The organism is Kitasatospora nipponensis, assembly GCF_039528135.1.
Lineage (GTDB): Bacteria > Actinomycetota > Actinomycetes > Streptomycetales > Streptomycetaceae > Kitasatospora > Kitasatospora nipponensis.
Map to the genome: position 1 here is coordinate 1 of NZ_BAAALF010000180.1, position 17119 is coordinate 17119.

The 17119-nt window shown below is 73.6% G+C and carries 16 protein-coding genes and 1 pseudogene; 14 read left to right on the forward strand and 3 right to left on the reverse strand.

Annotated elements, in window-relative coordinates; translation table 11 throughout:
• The 9 genes from ABD323_RS32775 to ABD323_RS32815 form a co-directional block, all read left to right on the forward strand.
• Positions 1 to 2782, forward strand: a 2782-nt coding sequence (locus ABD323_RS32775; protein WP_344445694.1) for an Rne/Rng family ribonuclease, incomplete at its 5' end; no start/stop codon positions are given.
• A gap of 228 nt (positions 2783 to 3010) precedes the next feature.
• The gene (gene rplU, locus ABD323_RS32780) at positions 3011 to 3325 is read left to right on the forward strand and encodes a 50S ribosomal protein L21 (RefSeq protein ID WP_344445695.1); all 315 of its coding nucleotides are present in this window, start codon (positions 3011 to 3013) and stop codon (positions 3323 to 3325) included.
• 16 nt (positions 3326 to 3341) lie between these two features.
• Positions 3342 to 3599 carry a 50S ribosomal protein L27 gene (gene rpmA / locus ABD323_RS32785; RefSeq protein WP_344445696.1) on the forward strand — a complete coding sequence of 86 codons (258 nt, stop codon included), beginning with the start codon at positions 3342 to 3344 and terminating at the stop codon, positions 3597 to 3599.
• A 117-nt stretch (positions 3600 to 3716) separates the two neighbouring features.
• Positions 3717 to 5195, forward strand: coding sequence for a GTPase ObgE (gene obgE / locus ABD323_RS32790; RefSeq protein ID WP_344445697.1), 1479 nt, complete (start codon positions 3717 to 3719; stop codon positions 5193 to 5195).
• 123 nt (positions 5196 to 5318) lie between these two features.
• A complete protein-coding gene (gene proB / locus ABD323_RS32795) occupies positions 5319 to 6473 on the forward strand; it encodes a glutamate 5-kinase (protein ID WP_344445698.1) in 1155 nt (384 codons plus the stop codon).
• An 85-nt stretch (positions 6474 to 6558) separates the two neighbouring features.
• Entirely contained in the window at positions 6559 to 7029 is a 471-nt protein-coding gene (locus tag ABD323_RS32800) for a hypothetical protein (RefSeq protein ID WP_425556245.1), read from the forward strand.
• A 124-nt stretch (positions 7030 to 7153) separates the two neighbouring features.
• Entirely contained in the window at positions 7154 to 8446 is a 1293-nt protein-coding gene (locus ABD323_RS32805; RefSeq protein WP_344445699.1) for a glutamate-5-semialdehyde dehydrogenase, read from the forward strand.
• Between the two features lie 74 nt (positions 8447 to 8520).
• Complete coding sequence (locus ABD323_RS32810) at positions 8521 to 9120, forward strand: SCO2584 family spore wall biosynthesis protein (RefSeq protein WP_344445700.1); 600 nt, start codon at positions 8521 to 8523, stop codon at positions 9118 to 9120.
• A gap of 81 nt (positions 9121 to 9201) precedes the next feature.
• Positions 9202 to 10281, forward strand: coding sequence for an SCO2583 family membrane protein (locus ABD323_RS32815; protein ID WP_344445701.1), 1080 nt, complete (start codon positions 9202 to 9204; stop codon positions 10279 to 10281).
• A 20-nt stretch (positions 10282 to 10301) separates the two neighbouring features.
• On the opposite strand, the gene ABD323_RS32820 is transcribed toward ABD323_RS32815, so the two are convergent.
• Entirely contained in the window at positions 10302 to 10979 is a 678-nt protein-coding gene (locus tag ABD323_RS32820; protein WP_344445702.1) for a response regulator transcription factor, read from the reverse strand.
• Positions 10980 to 11136: 157 nt separating this feature from the next.
• Here ABD323_RS32820 and ABD323_RS32825 point away from each other — a divergent pair, with 157 nt between their 5' ends.
• Positions 11137 to 12501 (forward strand): DUF2079 domain-containing protein, encoded by a 1365-nt coding sequence (locus ABD323_RS32825; RefSeq protein ID WP_344445703.1) that lies wholly within the window; start codon positions 11137 to 11139, stop codon positions 12499 to 12501.
• Here ABD323_RS32825 and ABD323_RS32830 read toward each other — a convergent pair.
• Together ABD323_RS32830 and ABD323_RS32835 are read right to left on the reverse strand one after the other, a co-directional pair.
• On the reverse strand, positions 12473 to 13960 hold the full coding sequence (locus ABD323_RS32830) for a sensor histidine kinase (protein WP_344445704.1): 1488 nt from the start codon (positions 13958 to 13960) through the stop codon (positions 12473 to 12475). The two genes, ABD323_RS32825 and ABD323_RS32830, sit on opposite strands and share 29 nt — an antisense overlap.
• A 108-nt stretch (positions 13961 to 14068) precedes the next feature.
• A complete protein-coding gene (locus tag ABD323_RS32835; RefSeq protein WP_344445705.1) occupies positions 14069 to 15163 on the reverse strand; it encodes a M48 family metallopeptidase in 1095 nt (364 codons plus the stop codon).
• 207 nt (positions 15164 to 15370) lie between these two features.
• Between ABD323_RS32835 and ABD323_RS32840 the strand changes: the two genes are divergently transcribed.
• The 4 genes and pseudogenes from ABD323_RS32840 to ABD323_RS32855 all read left to right on the forward strand — a co-directional run.
• Complete coding sequence (locus ABD323_RS32840; RefSeq protein WP_344445706.1) at positions 15371 to 15517, forward strand: hypothetical protein; 147 nt, start codon at positions 15371 to 15373, stop codon at positions 15515 to 15517.
• Positions 15518 to 15651: 134 nt separating this feature from the next.
• Positions 15652 to 15798, forward strand: a complete 147-nt coding sequence (locus ABD323_RS32845; RefSeq protein ID WP_344445707.1) for a hypothetical protein — start codon at positions 15652 to 15654, stop codon at positions 15796 to 15798.
• Between the two features lie 121 nt (positions 15799 to 15919).
• Entirely contained in the window at positions 15920 to 16543 is a 624-nt protein-coding gene (gene nadD / locus ABD323_RS32850; RefSeq protein ID WP_344445708.1) for a nicotinate-nucleotide adenylyltransferase, read from the forward strand.
• 69 nt (positions 16544 to 16612) lie between these two features.
• A pseudogene (locus tag ABD323_RS32855) lies at positions 16613 to 17119 on the forward strand (hypothetical protein); the annotation flags it as partial.

Below are 17119 nucleotides of genomic sequence, written 5' to 3' on the forward strand. Positions count from 1 at the left end.
CGCTGCCGCCGCCCCGGCCGCGACGCCCTCGGCGCCCGCCGCCGAGGAGGGCGCCGGCGAGGACGACGAGTTCGAGTACAGCGGTGTCGGCCGTCGCCGCCGCAACCGCACCCAGGTCCGGGTGGGCACCCAGGCCGGTGGCCGGCAGGCCTCGCGGGGCCAGGCGTCCCGCGGGCAGGCCGCCAAGGCCCAGGCCCAGCCGCCGGCCCCCGCCAAGGTCCAGGCCCCGGCCCCGGTCGAGCCGGTCGTCGTCGCCGAGCCGGCCCAGCCGCTCCAGGTCGCCGAGGTCGCGCCCGCCCAGGGCCCGGACCAGGAGGCGGAGTGGGAGGAGGACGGCCGTCCGTCCTCGCGCCGCCGCCGTCGCGGTGGCCGTCGCCGCCGTCGCGGCGAGTCCGAGGACTTCGAGAACGAGGCCCAGGAGACCGAGCAGCAGGCGGCCGAGCCCGCCGGGGCCGTGCAGGAGGGCGCCGAGGACGCGGTCGAGGACGAGGAGGACGAGGAGGACGAGCTGGCCAACGGCCTGGCCTCCTCGCGTCGCCGCCGTCGCCGCCGCCGTCGCAGTGGCGACTCCGGCGCGGAGCCGACCGAGAACGCCGAGGACGGCGTGCGCACGGTCGTGAAGGTCCGCGAGCCGCGCCGCCGCTCCACCGAGCCGTCCTTCGACCCGGACGAGGTGCAGTCGATCAAGGGCTCCACCCGCCTGGAGGCCAAGAAGCAGCGCCGCCGTGAGGGCCGCGAGCTGGGCCGCCGCCGGGTGCCGATCATCACCGAGGCCGAGTTCCTGGCCCGCCGCGAGTCGGTGGAGCGCGTGATGGTGGTCCGGCAGAACGGCGAGCGCACCCAGATCGGCGTCCTGGAGGACGGCGTGCTGGTCGAGCACTATGTCAACAAGGAGCAGGCCACCAGCTACGTCGGCAACGTCTACCTGGGCAAGGTCCAGAACGTGCTGCCGTCCATGGAGGCCGCCTTCGTCGACATCGGCAAGGGCCGCAACGCGGTGCTGTACGCCGGTGAGGTGAACTTCGGCCAGCTCGGCCACAGCGGCCCGCGCCGCATCGAGTCGGTGCTGAAGTCGGGCCAGTCCGTGCTGGTGCAGGTCTCCAAGGACCCGATCGGTCACAAGGGCGCCCGGCTGACCAGCCAGATCTCGCTGCCCGGCCGCTACCTGGTCTACGTGCCCGAGGGCTCGATGACCGGCATCAGCCGCAAGCTGCCCGAGAACGAGCGGGCCCGCCTCAAGCAGATCCTCAAGAAGATCGTCCCGGACGACGCGGGCGTCATCGTGCGCACCGCCGCCGAGGGCGCCAGCGAGGACGAGCTGACGCGTGACGTGCAGCGCCTGCAGGCGCAGTGGGAGGAGATCCAGAAGCGGGCCTCCAGCGGCAACGCGCCCACCCTGCTGTACGGCGAGCCGGACATGACCGTGCGGGTGGTCCGCGACATCTTCAACGAGGACTTCACCAAGGTCATCGTCTCCGGCAACGAGGCGTGGACCACCATCCACGACTACGTCGGCGGGGTGGCCCCGGACCTGGTGGACCGGCTGCAGAAGTGGACGTCCAACGTCGACGTCTTCGCCACCTACCGGATCGACGAGCAGCTGATGAAGGCGCTGGACCGCAAGGTCTGGCTGCCGAGCGGCGGTTCGCTGGTGATCGACCGGACCGAAGCGATGATCGTGGTCGACGTCAACACCGGCAAGTTCGTCGGCCAGGGCGGCAACCTCGAGGAGACCGTCACCCGCAACAACATCGAGGCGGCCGAGGAGATCGTCCGCCAGCTGCGGCTGCGCGACCTCGGCGGCATCATCGTCATCGACTTCATCGACATGGTCCTGGAGTCCAACCGCGACCTGGTGCTGCGCCGCCTGCTGGAGTGCCTGGGCCGCGACCGCACCAAGCACCAGGTGGCCGAGGTCACCTCGCTGGGCCTGGTGCAGATGACCCGCAAGCGGGTCGGCCAGGGCCTGCTGGAGTCCTTCTCGGAGTCCTGCGTGCACTGCAACGGCCGTGGCGTGATCGTCCACATGGAGCAGCCGACCGCCCCCGGTGGCGGCGGTGGCGCGGTGGCCCTGCACGGTGAGGCCACCGGAGGCGGCAAGCGCCGCCGCCGGGGCAAGGGCGGGGCCGCTCAGGACGAGCCGCAGCCGCACCTGCTGGACGACGAGGGCGCCGAGCACGAGGCGGCCGAGGGCGACCACGAGCACGAGGAGTTCGAGCTGGTGAGCCGCGACGAGCCGGCCGAGCAGCTCGCCGTCGAGGTTCCGGCGGCCGAGGCCGAGGTCGAGGCCCAGCCGGAGGTGGCGGCCGCGGCGCCGGTCGAGCAGCCGAGCCTGGTCGAGATCCCGCCCGCCGCACCGGCCGGTGGCCGCACCCGCCGCCGTGCGGTGCGCAAGGCCACCGCTCCGGCGGGGGCCCCGGGCGAGGCCGAGATCGTGGTGCTGCAGTCGCGCGCCGAGGCCGTGGTGGAGGCCGCCCTGGCCGCCGCCGCGCCGAAGGCCGCCGAGGCGGAGCCGGTCGAGGAGGCCGAGCAGGCCCTCGAGCCGGCGCCGGTCGAGCAGCCGGTCGAGGAGGCCGAGACCGCCGCCGAGGAGGCCGTCGAGGAGGAGGCCGTGGCCCCCAAGAAGCGGGCGCCGCGCAAGGCCGCCGCCAAGAAGACGGTCGCCGCCAAGAAGACGACGACCGCGGCGAAGAAGACCACCGCCCGCAAGACCGCGACCAAGCGGACCAGCGCGGCGGCCAAGAAGGCGGCTGCCGCCGAGGGTGATTCGGCGGCCGAGTGAGCCCGGGCGCGGGGCGGTCCAGTCGGACCGCCCCGCGCTCGTAGGGTCCGGTTTGCCCTTGTGGCGGCCGGTCCGTATTCTTGACCCTTGGCGTGTCTATGTGTTCACGCCACGCTCCCGAGCAGATCACCTCCCGGACCTTCGCGAGAAGGAACGGGGGAGGCCCCTGTGTCCATACCCAGGTGGCTGGCATCGAGAGTTCCGACCGAGCAAGAAAGCAGGTACCGCATGTACGCGATCGTTCGCGCCGGCGGCCGCCAGCACAAGGTCGCCGTCGGCGACGTGCTGGAGATTGACCGCGTTGACGTCAAGCCGGGTGACTCGGTGGAGCTCTCGACCATCCTGGTCGTCGACGGCGAGGCCGTCACCTCCGACCCGTGGGTCCTGGCCGGCATCAAGGTCCACGCCGAGGTCGTCGACCACACCAAGGGTGAGAAGATCATCATCCTTCGTTACAAGAACAAGACCGGCTACCGTCGGCGCCAGGGTCACCGTCAGCGCCACACCGCCATCCGCGTCACCAGCATCGACACCGCGAAGTAAGTAAGGGGATTGCGAGATGGCACACAAGAAGGGCGCAAGCTCTACCCGTAACGGCCGTGACTCGAACGCCCAGCGCCTCGGCGTGAAGCGCTTCGGCGGCCAGGTCGTCAGCGCCGGCGAGATCCTCGTCCGCCAGCGCGGCACGCACTTCCACCCGGGCGCGGGCGTCGGTCGCGGTGGCGACGACACCCTGTTCGCGCTGACCGCCGGTGCGGTCGAGTTCGGCACCCGTCGCGGCCGCAAGGTCGTCAACATCGTGGCCGTCGAGGCCTGAGTCCCCTGACGCCGCGTCAGCGGCTCGGGTGGGATTCTGGAGGGTGGACCGGAATGATCCGGTCCACCCTCGCCGTTTTAACCGCTCGTACATCCCCCTGTTTTGGAGGCACCCGTCATGACCACCTTCGTGGACCGCGTCGAACTGCACGTCGCCGCGGGTAACGGGGGCCACGGCTGCGCCTCCGTACACCGGGAGAAGTTCAAGCCGCTGGGCGGCCCGGACGGCGGCAACGGCGGGGAGGGCGGCAGCGTCACCCTGGTGGTGGACGCCAACGTCACCACCCTGCTCGAGTACCACCACTCGCCCAAGCGCAAGGCCGGCAACGGCAAGCCGGGCGCGGGCGGTCACCGCACCGGCGCCAACGGCGAGGACATCGTGCTGCCGGTGCCGGACGGCACCGTGGTGCTGGACCGGCAGGGCAACGTGCTGGGCGACCTGGTCGGCCACGGCACCACCTTCGTGGCGGCCGCCGGCGGCCGCGGCGGCCTGGGCAACTCGGCGCTCTCCTCGGCCCGTCGCAAGGCCCCCGGCTTCGCGCTGCTCGGCGAGCCGGGCGAGGCCCGTGACATCGTCATGGAGCTCAAGTCGGTCGCCGACGTGGCCCTGGTGGGCTACCCGAGCGCCGGCAAGTCCTCGCTGATCTCGGTGCTCTCGGCGGCCAAGCCGAAGATCGCCGACTACCCCTTCACCACCCTGATCCCCAACCTGGGCGTGGTCACCGCCGGCGACATCGTCTACACCATCGCCGACGTCCCCGGCCTGATCCCGGGCGCCAGCCAGGGCAAGGGCCTGGGCCTGGAGTTCCTGCGGCACGTCGAGCGCTGCTCGGTGCTGGTGCACGTGCTGGACTGCGCGACGCTGGAGCCGGGCCGCGACCCGCTCACCGACCTGGAGACCATCGAGGCCGAGCTGGCCCAGTACGGCGGTCTGGAGGACCGGCCGCGACTGGTCGCGCTCAACAAGGTCGACGTCCCGGACGGCCAGGACATCGCCGACCTCACCCGCACCTCGCTGGAGGAGCACGGCTACCGGGTCTTCGAGGTCTCCGCGGCCTCCCGCTCGGGTCTGCGCGAGCTGAACTTCGCGCTGGCCGGCATCGTCGCCGAGGCGCGCGCGGCCAAGCCGGTCGAGGAGTCCACCCGGATCATCCTGCGGCCCACCGCCGTGGACGACCAGGGCTTCACGGTCACCGAGGAGGACGGCGCCTACCGGGTGCGCGGCATCAAGCCGGAGCGCTGGGTGCGCCAGACCGACTTCTCCAACGACGAGGCCGTCGGCTACCTCGCCGACCGGCTGGCCCGGCTCGGCGTCGAGGACAAGCTGTGGAAGATCGGCGCCCACGAGGGTGACACGGTCATCATCGGCGCCGAGGAGAACGCGGTCGTCTTCGACTGGGAGCCGACCATGGCCGCCGGCGCCGAGATGCTCGGCCGCCGTGGCGAGGACCACCGCCTCGAGGCGCCGCGTCCCGCCGTCGACCGCCGCCGCGAGAAGGAGAAGGGCCGCGACGCCGCCGAGGCCGAGTTCGAGGCCTTCGAGGCGCTCTCCTCCGGCCGCCCGGCCGAGCTCGACGAGAGCGACGACGACGCGTAGCACCGACGTCGCCCGCCACGGCGGGGCCCGGTGGCCGCGTCCACCGGGTGACACCGGCTGTGGGCCGGTCCGGGTTTTCGCGTAGATTGCGCGGGAGACCGGACCGGGACAGCGAGGAACACGATGACCGACCAGAGCGTGCCCACCGATCGGACGCTGCGTCAGGACGTGCTGAGCGCGCGGCGGATCGTGGTCAAGGTCGGCTCCTCCTCGCTCACCACGGCGGCCGGCGGACTGGACGCGGACCGGGTGGACGCCCTGGTCGACGCGCTGGCCACGGCCCTCGCCCGCCCCCGGGCCCCGGAGATCGTGCTGGTCTCCTCCGGTGCGATCGCCGCCGGCCTGGCCCCGCTCGGTCTGGAGCGGCGCCCCGCCGACCTGGCCCGCCAGCAGGCCGCCGCCAGCGTGGGCCAGGGCCTGCTGGTGGCCCGTTACACCGCCTCCTTCGCCCGCTACGGGCGCCGGGTGGGCCAGGTGCTGCTCACCGCCGAGGACGCCAGCCGGCGGGCGCACTACCGCAACGCCTACCGCACCCTGGACCAGCTGCTGGCGATGGGCGCGGTGCCGGTCGTCAACGAGAACGACACGGTGGCCACCGCCGAGATCAAGTTCGGGGACAACGACCGGCTCGCCGCCCTGGTCGCCCACCTGGTCCGGGCCGACCTGCTGGTGCTGCTCTCCGACGTCGACGGTCTCTACGACGGCGACCCCAGCCGCCCCGGCACCCGGCGGATCGACGAGGTGCGCGGCCCGCAGGACCTGGCCGGGCTGGAGATCGGCAGCACCGGCAAGGCCGGGGTGGGCACCGGCGGCATGGTCACCAAGGTCGAGGCGGCCCGGATCGCCACCGGCGCCGGCATCCCGGTGGTGCTCACCGCCGCCCGGCACGCCGCTGACGCGCTGGCCGGCCGGGCCACCGGCACGCTCTTCACCCGCACCGGCTCGCGCACCGCGGACCGGCTGCTCTGGCTGGCGCACGCCAGCAGCCCGCGCGGCGCCCTGCACCTGGACGCCGGCGCGGTGCGCGCCGTGGTCGAGGGCGGCAAGTCGCTGCTGCCGGCCGGGGTCACCCAGGTGGACGGCGAGTTCGCCGCGGGTGATCCGGTCGACCTTCTTGCCGAAAACGGTCACATCGTGGCGCGTGGGCTGGTCAACTTTGATGCGAGGGAGCTGCCCCGCCTGCTCGGCCGGTCCACCCGCGACCTGGCCCAGGAGCTCGGCGCCGCGTACGAGCGCGAGGTCATCCACCGGGACGACCTGGTCGTGCTGCGCGGCTGACGGCCTGTCCGAGCACCGGCCGGGGCGGCCCCGCCCGCGGCCCGTCCGGGCCCGGCAGGAACCAGCGCCGCACAGGAGGACGCCGGTGGGACGCAGGAACGAGGGAGCGGCGGCAGGGGAGCGCGGCGCCACCGTGCGGGAGCTGCGCCCGATGGCGACGGCCGGTGCCGAGGACCGCGAGGCGGCCGCCGCCGCCCGCGCCGCCTCCGAACAGATCAGACTCTGGCACGTGGTGCTCAGCGTGGCGGGCGAGGCGACCGTACTGGGTGACCTGCGGGCCGCCCTGGAACGGCTCGCCCACGACCACTCCTTCTTCCTGACCGCCCGCTACGCGGCCGACCACGCCGAGATCCGCTACTGGGAGCAGGCCCGCGACCTGCACGACGCCGCGGCCATGGCGCTGCGGCTGTGGGGCGAGCACAAGGCCACCGCCAAGCTGCCGCCCTGGGAGATCGTCGGGCTGGAGGTGGTGGACCGGGCCACCTACCACCAGCGGATCACCGAGGGGTTCGGCGGGCCGGCCCCGCAGCTGGGCGGTGTGCACCCGTACACCTGAGCGGCGCGCACCCGTGCGCCTGGGCGGCGCGCACCCGTGCGCCCGTGCCCGGTGGCGCCGCCTGGCCGTCTCACCGGGTGATCGCGGCGCGGTGCGGGGACCGGCAGTGGTTACCCTTCAGGGCATGAGCATCGACAGCCCCGTCCTCGCCGCCGCGCGCCGCGCCCGTGCGGCCGCCGCCGTACTCGCCCCGCTGCCGCGCTCGGCCAAGGACGCCGCGCTGCTGGCGATCGCCGAGGCCCTGCTGGCCCGGTCGGCCGAGATCACCGCCGCCAACGCCGAGGACGTCGCGCGCGCCCGCGCGGCCGGCACCGCGGAGTCGGTGGTGGACCGGCTCGCCCTGACCGGGGAGCGGATCGCCGCGATCGCCGCCGACGTGCGCGGGGTGGTGGCGCTGCCCGACCCGGTCGGCGAGGTGGTGCGCGGCTACACGCTGCCCAACGGGCTGGACGTCCGTCAGGTGCGGGTCCCGCTGGGCGTGGTGGGCATCATCTACGAGGCCCGGCCGAACGTCACGGTGGACGCCGCCGCGCTCTGCCTCAAGTCCGGCAACGCGGTGCTGCTGCGCGGCTCGGCCTCCGCGTACCGGTCGAACACCGCGCTGGTGGCGGTGCTGCGCGACGCGGTGGCCGCCGCCGGCCTGCCGGCCGACGTGATCCAGCTGGTGCCGGGCGAGAGCCGGGAGTCGGTCACCGAGCTGATGCGCGCCCGCGGCCTGGTGGACGTGCTGATCCCGCGCGGCGGCGCCGCGCTGATCAGGACCGTGGTGGAGGGCTCCACCGTGCCGGTGATCGAGACCGGCACCGGCAACTGCCACGTCTACGTGGACGCCCGCACCGACCTGGCGATGGCGGTGGGCATCCTGCTGAACTCCAAGGCCCAGCGGGTCAGCGTCTGCAACGCGGCGGAGACCCTGCTGGTCCACCAGGACGTGGCCGAGGAGTTCCTGCCGCTGGCGCTGGCCGCGCTGGCCGAGGCGGGGGTCACCGTGCACGGGGACGAGGCGGTGCTCAAGGCGGCCGTCGGCTCGCCGGCCACCGTGGTGGCGGCGACCGACGAGGACTGGGGCGCCGAGTACCTCTCGCTGGACCTCGCGGCGGCCGTGGTGCCCTCGCTGGAGGCCGCCGTGGAGCACATCCGCCGCTGGTCCTCCGGGCACACCGAGGCGATCGTGACCACCTCGCAGGCCGCGGCCCGCCGGTTCACCCAGCTGGTCGACTCGACCACGGTCGCGGTCAACGCCTCGACCCGCTTCACCGACGGGAGTGAGTTCGGCTTCGGCGCGGAGATCGGCATCTCGACCCAGAAGCTGCACGCCCGCGGCCCGATGGGCCTGCCCGAGCTGACCTCCACCAAGTACATCGTCACAGGTGACGGCCACGTGCGCGGCGAGGACCGGCAGACCGTCGGCGGGTGAAGTCGTCAGCTCCGTTCGGGCTCAAGTGCCGGGAGGCACAGACAAATCGCTCGCCCGGTAATACGCTGAATCCCGTGGCAGAGGATGTGGGGGGCTCGCCGTACTCCGACGGCGCCGACCACGGTGGTGCGGACGACGAGTTCGCCACCGTGGTCCTTGATGAGGCCTTCGTCCGTTCCGCCGCCGTGCACGAGCCCAGCGCCAGGGAGCGGCAGCTGGCCGCCGCCGAGGCCCGGTTCGAGCCGGAGCCGGGCGCACCGGGCCGGGGACGCGATCCGGGACCCGACCGGTACGAGGGGCTGCCGCTGGAGCTGCGCCCGCACCCCACCGGCCTCGACGACGACCGGATCTACACCGATCCCTGGGTCGGCTCGGGCCGCGGTCCCGGCCGGCGCCGGATCACCCTGCGGCCCGGCCACGCCGAGCGGGACGTCTTCGGCCGCGGCCAGGTCGCCCAGCAGCGCTGGCACCGGCCACTGGCCTGGGTGCTGGTGGTCGTGATGGGCGTCGGGGTGGTGGCGGTCGCCGTGGCGGCGGTCTACCGCGGCGCCGGTGGCCCCGGTACGGGCCCCGGCCGGCGCCCGCAGGTCGGCACCACCAGCGTCGCGCCCACCCCGCCGCCCGGCGTCCCGGCCAGTGCCGGCGCGGTGGCCGTCCCACAGCCCACGGGGTGAGCCCGGCCGCGCGGGCGGCCGGACGCGGAAGTTGCGTCCCGGACCTCGTACCGGGCCCGGCCCGCGCTCTACTCTTGAAGCATGGGTGACCCGGGTGAGCCTCCGGAGGGTGCGCCCGAGGGCGGTTCCGGAAGCGATGACGAGTACCGATCCGTCGTCTTCGACGAGTCCTTCGTACGGGCTGCGCGGATCCAGGAGCTGTCGGCCAGTGAACGGCTCGGCGGCGGGGCGGCCCACCCGGTGCGCCGTCGGATGGGTCTGGGCCTGCTCTCCTCGCTGCCGCGCCAGGCGCTGACGCTGCTGCTGCTGATCGTGATGGCCTTCGGCGCCGCGGTGTACTTCGGCGTCACCTCCCCGCAGCGCGAGCCCTCGCTGGCGGCGGGCAGCGAGCTGACCGCCGAGCTGACCGCCCTGGTCCCGGCCGCCGGCTCGGTGGCCACCGTGGAGCCGGCAGCGCCGTTCGCCAAGCTGAGTGCGGCCGCCGGGTACGCCGACGGCAGCGCGGGGCTGGGCCTGCCGACCGCTCGGGCGGCCACCGCCCACTTCAGCCAGGCCCAGGTCAGCGAGGCGCTGAACACCGTCCAGCGTTACCTGACGCTCTCGATGCTGGCCCCGGTCGTGCTGGTCCAGGGCGAGACCGAGTCGGTGCGGGCCCTGCTGGACCCCGCCGAGCAGGCCCAGTTCGACCAGAGCGTGACCGCGCCCGGCGACGACCAGCACCACACGGTGACCGGCTGGATGATCCGCTTCGACCCGCAGAAGATCGCGCTGGCCTCGAACACCGTCAAGGTGGCGGGCAGTGTCAAGGTCTCCGAGGCCGACCCCTCCACGCTGGAGATCACCACCGACCACACGCTGGTCTACGCGCTGCGCCCGGCCGGCAACGCGACGGGGGCGCCGGTGAGCCTCTACGAGGTCCGCCGCGAGCTGCGCTTCGACCTGGACCGCACCGACATCGCGGCCGACCAGGTGCGGCTGGTCGACTCGGTCGTGCAGGCCGGCCCGACCGCCTGCGGGGCGGGGCAGGCGGAGTACCTGCAGCCGCTGCCGGTCGGCGCGGTGGGTCCGCTCGGCGGGCAGCCCGGCGCGGTCGACCCGGCCGACCGCTCGCACCCGGCCTGGCAGCAGTGCGCGGTGCTGGCGGGCCCCACCGGCGGCTGACCACCGGGTCCGGGTGGCCCTCACCGCTCGTCGGGCACCAGCCGGTAGCCGATGCCGCGCACGGTCTCGATGACGCAGTGGGCGCCGGCCCCGTCCAGCTTGCGGCGCAGCGCGGCGATGTAGACCTCGACGATGTTGACGTCGCCGCTGAAGGCCGAGTCCCAGACCGCGTCCAGGATCTCGGTCTTGGGCACCGCCTGGTCGGGGCGGCGGGCCAGGCACTCCAGCACCCCGAACTCCTTGGCGGTCAGCCGCAACGCCTGTCCGCCCACCGCGCACCGGCGGGCGGCCGGGTCGATCCGCAGGTCGGCCACGCCCAGCACGGTGGGGCGGGTGGCGGCGCCGCGGCGCAGCAGGGCGCGCAGCCGGGCGGTCAGCACGACGTAGGAGAAGGGCTTGCTGAGGAAGTCGTCCGCGCCGCAGTCCAGCGCCTCGGCCTCGTCGTACTCGCCGTTCTTCGCGGTGAGCATCAGGATCGGCACCGGGTTCTCGTCGCGCCGCAGCTCCTGGCAGACCCGGAACCCGTTGATGCCGGGCAGCATCAGGTCGAGCACGATCGCCGCGTACTGCCCGGACCGGGCCCGCTCCAGGCCGTCGAGGCCGTCGCCGACCACGTCCACCACATAGCCCTCGGCCCGCAGGCCCTGGCTGAGCGACTGCGCGAGCCGCTCCTCGTCCTCGACCATCAGAAGGCGCATCGGCTCAGGATAAGTCAATTCCCCGGCTCTGGAAGGCGATAGTCCGATGTGCGCGGATAATCCGCTCTGAACGAATCCTCAGGTTCTTTCAGAGTTCCTTCAGGGGGAATTCCCTAGCGTCGCGCCGGTGAATAGCCGACGACTCACCACGTCCATTGTGCCGATTTCCTGGCTGCCGGTGCCGCCGGTCGCCGCTTTCGACCTGCTGCTCGCGGTGCCCCGGCAGTGGCGGATGCAGACCACCGGTTTCGACCTGGGGATCTTCGAGCAGGGGATGCGCGGCTACGCGGGGCTCGGCGCGCCGGTGGCGCCGCTGAAGGGCGTCGGGTTCGACCTGCTGGGCGACCACTTCAGCCCGCTGCTGGCCCTGCTGGCGCCGCTCTACCGGCTCTTCCCCGGCGCGACCACGCTGCTGGTGGCGCAGGCGCTGCTGCTGGCGCTCTCCTGCGTGCCGGTCACCGCGCTGGCCACCGAAGTGCTGGGGCGGGGGCGCGGCCTGGCGGTGGGCCTGGCCTACGGGCTCTCCTGGGGGCTCTGGAGAGCCGACTCCTTCGACTTCCACGAGGTGGCGCTGGCCGTCCCGCTGACCGCCTGGGCCCTGGCCGCGCTGGCCCGCGGCCGCTACCGCGGCGCGGTCTGCTGGGCGCTGCCGCTGCTGCTGGTGAAGGAGGACCAGGGGCTGATGCTGGCCGGGATCGGGATCCACGTCTTCTGCCGGGGCCGGCGCCGGCTGGGCGCGGGGGCCGTGGCGGCGGCCGTGCTGGCGACCCTGCTGGCCGTGCTGGTGGTGGTGCCGGCCCTCAATCCCGGCGGCTCCTACACCTACCTGGCGAACGGCGGCTGGCACGGTGGCGATCCGCTCACCCGGCTGCTGCTGCCGCTCGACAAGTGGCGCACGGTGGCCCTGCTGCTGGCCCCGACCCTCTTCCTGGCGCTGCGCTCGCCGCTGTGCCTGCTGCTGGTGCCGCCGCTGGCCGGGCGGTTCTGGACCCCGACCCCCAGCTACTGGGGTGCCGGGCAGCACTACAACGCGGTGCTGATGCCGGTGCTCTTCGTGGCCCTGGTGGACGCGCTGCGCCGGCTGGGGGCCGGCGTGCCCGTGCCCCCGGCGCGGCGGCGCCCGGCGGGCGTGGCCGCCGGCTGGGCACCCGCACTCGCCCTGCTGGTGGCGCTCGGGACGGCGCCGCTGCCCTGCCTGGACCCGCCGGGCGCCGCGGTGCGGGCCGTGCGGCGCATCCTGGCGGTGATCCCGGACGGGGCGGCGGTGGCGGCGGCCAACTCGCTGGCCCCGCAGCTGACCGCGCGCTGCACGGTCTCGCTCTTCCCCGAGTTCACCGCGCCGGGGCAGGCGGGGGTGGCCGGGCGGCTGGTGGCCCGCTGGATCGTCTCGCCGGACGTGCCCGGCGACTTCCCGGTGCCGAGGGAGCGTCAGCTGGCGGTGCTGGCCTCGCTGCCGGCGGCCGGTTACCGGGTGGCGGCGGTCGGCGGTGGGGTCACGGTGTACCGCTGGGGAGCCGGATGACGAGGTGGGCGCCGGTGCCGGTGGGGGACGCGGTGGCGGTGGCGGTGCCGCCCAGCGAGCGGGCGATGGTGCGGACCAGGGCCAGGCCCAGGCCCGCGCCGCCGGTGCGGCGGTCGCGGTCGGTGTCCAGGCGCACGAAGCGGTCGAAGACCCGGTCCCGGTCGGCGGTGGGGATGCCCGGGCCGTCGTCGGTGACGGTGAGCAGGGTCCAGCCGTCGGCGGTCGTCAGGGTGAGGCGGACGGTGCTCGCGGCGTAGCGGGAGGCGTTGTCGAGGAGGTTGCGCAGGAGGCGGCCGACGAGCACCTCGCGGCCGTGGACGGTGCTGGGGGCGCCGGTGAGGTCGGCGGTGAAGGTGAGGTGGGGATGGGTGTGGGCGCGTTCGGCGAGTTGCTCGGTGGCCAGGTCGTGGAGGTCGACGGTGCCCTCGCCGACGGCTTCCTCGGTGCGGGCGAGCAGCAGGAGGTCGTCGGCGAGTTCCTGCAGGCGCTCGGTGTCGAGGAGGGCGCCGCGCACGATGCCGGGCCAGTCGGCCTGCTGCGGGTGGATCAGCGGGACCTCCAGCGCGCTGCGCAGGGCGGCGAGGGGGCTGCGCAGCTCGTGCGAGGCGTCGGCGACGAGCCGGCGCTGTTCGGTCAGGGCGCGTTCGAGCCGGTCGAGGGTCACGTTGGTGGTCCCGGCGAGGCGGGCGATGCCGTCGCGGGAGGGCGGTACCGGGACGCGTTCGTGGAAGGCGCCCTCGCCGATGGCGGCCATCCGGCGGCGGATGGACTCCACCGGGCGCAGCGCCAGGCCGGTCACCAGCCAGGCGACGGCGGCCACGAAGAGCGAGGCGGCCGGGGTCAGGTACCAGCCCAGCTCCCGGGTCACCCGGTCGGTGGCGGCCCTCGCCTCGGTGGTGTCGACCAGGACGTAGGTGGTGACCCGCTGGGGCGTCAGGCCCTGCCGGCCCCGCTGGGTGATGTCGCTGGGGTAGATGCTCCGACGGGCGGTCAGCGCGGCCAGCTGGTCGCTGCTGAGGACCATGCCGCCCGAGCGGCGCAGGAAGGTGGCGGTGCGCCCGGTCGCGCTGGCGGACACCGGTCCGGTGCGGTCGTAGGCGTCGCTCGGCAGGTGGATCCGCACCATCTCGGCGTAGCCGACGGGCACGTCCTGGGCCAGCGGGGGCAGGAAGCCGGGCTGGGAGGGCGACTCCTCCAGCCCGTCGTGCGCCGCCCAGGTGCCGTCCGCGAGGACCAGGACGTAGGGGGAGTGCCGGTAGTCGACCAGGACCTGCTGGAAGTCGAGCGCCGACTCGAGGGAGGTGGCGTCGTTCAGGGCCAGCCCCTGCGCGGTGGGCAGCCACTGGTCGTACGCCCCCTGGCCGACCCAGTACGTCGCCAGTCCGAAGGCCAGTACCGAGGCCAGGGCGGCGCCCACCGCGGCGCGGGTGCGGACGGATATCCGGTGCCAGATGCGCATGCGCGTCAGCATAGGGAGGAATTCGACGGACCGTCGGGGCGGGAATGCGAATGCCGGGTTTCTCCTTCCTGAAAATTCTTCAGAAAGGAGAAACCCGGCACCGATGGGCTATTCCTTGCCGTCGCCCGGAGCGCCGGTGCCGGTGCGGGAGCCGGCTCCGGTGAAGGTGTCGCGCAGCTTGCCGCCCACCGAGCCGGCGCCGTCGGCGATGTCGCGCAGCAGGGTGAAGAGCGGGTCCTTGGTCTCCTTGAAGGACTTGCCGTAGGAGTCGGCGGCCGCCTTCCACTGGTCGGAGACGGTGGCGTTCGAGTCGTCCTCGCGGCGCGGGTAGGCGCCGGCCAGGATCGAGCGGTACTCCTCGCCCTCCGACCACTGCTTGAGCCGGGCCACCCGGACCACCGCGAACGGGTGGGTCTGCGGCAGCACCTGGAGCAGCTTGAGGACGCTGTCGCGCAGGTCGCCGGCCTTGTCGTACTCCTCGGCCTGCTCCAGGAAGGCGTCCACGTTCATCTCGCCGAGGTTGTGGCCGCCGGCCAGCTTCATCAGGCCGCGCATCGAGGCCTGCGGGTCCTGACCGGCCAGCAGGCCGGCCCGGTCGCAGGAGAGTTCGGCCTTGCGGAACCACTCCTTCAGCGCGGTGACCAGACCCATGATCGCCAGGTTGCCGAGCGGGATCCACCCCACCTTGGTGGCCAGGTTGGTGAGGATCAGCAGCATGGTCCGGTAGACCGCGTGGCCGGACATCGCGTGGCCGACCTCGTGGCCGATGACCGCGCGCAGCTCCTCCTCGTCGAGCAGGTCCACCAGGCCGGTGGTCACCACGATCACCGGGGCGTCCATGCCGATGCACATCGCGTTGACGGTCGGGTCCTGGGTCACGTAGAGGTCCGGGACCTGTTCGAGGTCCAGCACGTACGCGGCGTCCCGGACCATGTTGAAGATCTCGGGGTACTGGCGCTCGGAGGTCTTCACCGCGGTCGCCAGGAACATCAGCCGCACGCTGCGCTCGGAGACCAGCCCGGCCAGCTTCTTGAGGATGTCGTCGAAACCGGACAGCTTGCGCAGCGCGACCAGCGCGGAGCGGTCGGCCGGGTGCTCCCAGGCACGGGTGGAGATGCCGGGGAACCGCTGGCGCCGACGGCTGGGCGTGCCGGCCGTGGCGGGCTTGCCGAGCGGACCGTCGGCCCGGGTGGAATCGGACATAGTGCTGAGTACCTCCTGCTCGACGCCGGTCCCGGCCCATCGCCGGCCCCCGCTCGCTTCGACCCTTCAACGCCTGCGTGCGTGCACTCGTCCCCGGCTCAGCGTACGACGACCCCGCGGTGCGGCCCTCGGGGGTGGTGCGCCGGGGCCGCGGTGACCCGGTCTACGCTGGTTCTCCGAGCGCACACAGCCCCGAGGAGCCCGCCGATGTCCCCCGACGCCCTGGTGAACCTGGCCGCACCGATCTCCAGCGCGAACGGTCCGGGCCTCTTCCTGCGCCTGATCGTCCTCGGCTCGATCCTCGGCGTCGGCCTGCTGGCCTGGATCCTGCTGCGCGCCGGCCGGAACAACTGACTGCTCACCTCCTGTCAGACGCGGGGAGCCGCCGCGCGGTTGCACGGGGCCGCCCCGTACGATGAGCGCGCGGGCCGCCCAGGTCACCGGGACCCGCGTCCTGGCCCCCACCGAGTCGAGAAGGCCCTGCCGACATGACCAAGAGCGCTCTGCCCGCCCTGACCTCCCTCGCCGAGGGCGGCAACCACGACAGCCTCAACCCGTTGCTGACCGGTGGCAGCGCCCTGTTCATCCTGCTGCTGCTGCTCTTCCTGACCACCCGTTTCAACCGGGACCGCTGAGCTCCGCCCGCTTCGGCCGGCACGCACCGGGGGCGCCCCGCAGGTCGCGGGACGCTCCCTCGTCGTATCCGGGCGGCCGCGGCCACCTGCCCGCCAACCGGGTCGCGTAAGGTGTGGCGGCATGGGAGAGAGCAGGGCGGCGGCGGTGCGGCCAGGACGCAAGCGGCTCGGTGTGATGGGCGGCACGTTCGACCCGATCCACCACGGCCACCTGGTCGCGGCCAGTGAGGTGGCCAGTGCCTTCCAACTGGACGAGGTGGTCTTCGTGCCCACCGGCCAGCCGTGGCAGAAGGACCGCGCGGCGGTCTCGGCCGCCGAGGACCGCTACCTGATGACGGTGATCGCCACCGCCGAGAACCCGCAGTTCTCGGTCAGCCGGATCGACATCGACCGCGAGGGGCCCACCTACACCGTGGACACCCTGCGCGACCTGCGGGCGCAGCACCCCGAGGCCGACCTCTTCTTCATCACCGGCGCCGACGCCCTCGCGCAGATCCTCTCCTGGCGCAACGCCGAGGAACTCTTCTCGCTCGCACACTTCATCGGATGCACCCGTCCGGGGCACACTCTGTCGGACGCGGGTCTGCCGGCCGGCGGGGTCTCACTGGTCGAGGTGCCCGCACTGGCCATCTCCTCCACGGACTGCCGGTTGCGGGTCGCCAAGGGCGAACCGGTCTGGTACCTGGTCCCGGACGGGGTGGTGCGGTACATCGACAAGCGCGCGCTCTACCTGGACGCCGGCTGAGCCGAGGGGCCCAGGACGTACGACGGCGGGGCGAGAGCCCGGCCCACACGGAAGACCTTGAGGGACGGCGTGACCGGAACGGCAGACCGCAGGGGGCCCGAGGACGGCGACTGGTCCACCGGGCAGCACCCGCAGGCGTACCAGCAGCAGCCGCCGTACGAGCCGCCGTACGGGCAGGCCTACGAGCAGCCGTACGAGCAGCCCTACCCGCCGTACCAGCAGCAGGCGTACCCCGAGTCGTACCCGCCGCAGCAGCCGTACCAGCAGCCCTACGGGCAGGGGTACGAGCAGGGGTACGAGCAGCCGTCGTACGGCCGGGGCCGGGAGCAGCAGGCCTACCCGCCGGCCGGGTACCAGGAGCAGGGGTACGGCCGGCCCGCGGAGTACGGGCAGCCGCCGGTCTACGAGCAGCCGCTCTACGAGCAGCCGGGGTACGAGCAGTCCGGCTACGAGCGGCAGGGGTACCAGCAGCCGTACGGCGGGGGGCCCTACGAGCAGGCGGCGCCCGCCCAGCCCCCGGCCTTCGACGCCTTCCGCGCGCAGCCGGCCGGCTACCCGGCGCAGCCCGCCCCCGCG

Excerpts from the sequence above, each read along its gene's own strand:
- rplU (WP_344445695.1), top strand. The coding sequence starts at position 3,011 with ATGTACGCGATCGTTCGCGCCGGCGGCCGCCAGCACAAGGTCGCCGTC.
- rpmA (WP_344445696.1), top strand. The coding sequence starts at position 3,342 with ATGGCACACAAGAAGGGCGCAAGCTCTACCCGTAACGGCCGTGACTCG.
- obgE (WP_344445697.1), top strand. The coding sequence starts at position 3,717 with ATGACCACCTTCGTGGACCGCGTCGAACTGCACGTCGCCGCGGGTAAC.
- proB (WP_344445698.1), top strand. The coding sequence starts at position 5,319 with ATGACCGACCAGAGCGTGCCCACCGATCGGACGCTGCGTCAGGACGTG.
- ABD323_RS32805 (WP_344445699.1), top strand. The coding sequence starts at position 7,154 with ATGAGCATCGACAGCCCCGTCCTCGCCGCCGCGCGCCGCGCCCGTGCG.
- ABD323_RS32815 (WP_344445701.1), top strand. The coding sequence starts at position 9,202 with ATGGGTGACCCGGGTGAGCCTCCGGAGGGTGCGCCCGAGGGCGGTTCC.
- ABD323_RS32820 (WP_344445702.1), bottom strand. The coding sequence starts at position 10,979 with ATGCGCCTTCTGATGGTCGAGGACGAGGAGCGGCTCGCGCAGTCGCTC.
- ABD323_RS32830 (WP_344445704.1), bottom strand. The coding sequence starts at position 13,960 with ATGCGCATCTGGCACCGGATATCCGTCCGCACCCGCGCCGCGGTGGGC.
- ABD323_RS32835 (WP_344445705.1), bottom strand. The coding sequence starts at position 15,163 with ATGTCCGATTCCACCCGGGCCGACGGTCCGCTCGGCAAGCCCGCCACG.
- ABD323_RS32840 (WP_344445706.1), top strand. The coding sequence starts at position 15,371 with ATGTCCCCCGACGCCCTGGTGAACCTGGCCGCACCGATCTCCAGCGCG.
- ABD323_RS32845 (WP_344445707.1), top strand. The coding sequence starts at position 15,652 with ATGACCAAGAGCGCTCTGCCCGCCCTGACCTCCCTCGCCGAGGGCGGC.
- nadD (WP_344445708.1), top strand. The coding sequence starts at position 15,920 with ATGGGAGAGAGCAGGGCGGCGGCGGTGCGGCCAGGACGCAAGCGGCTC.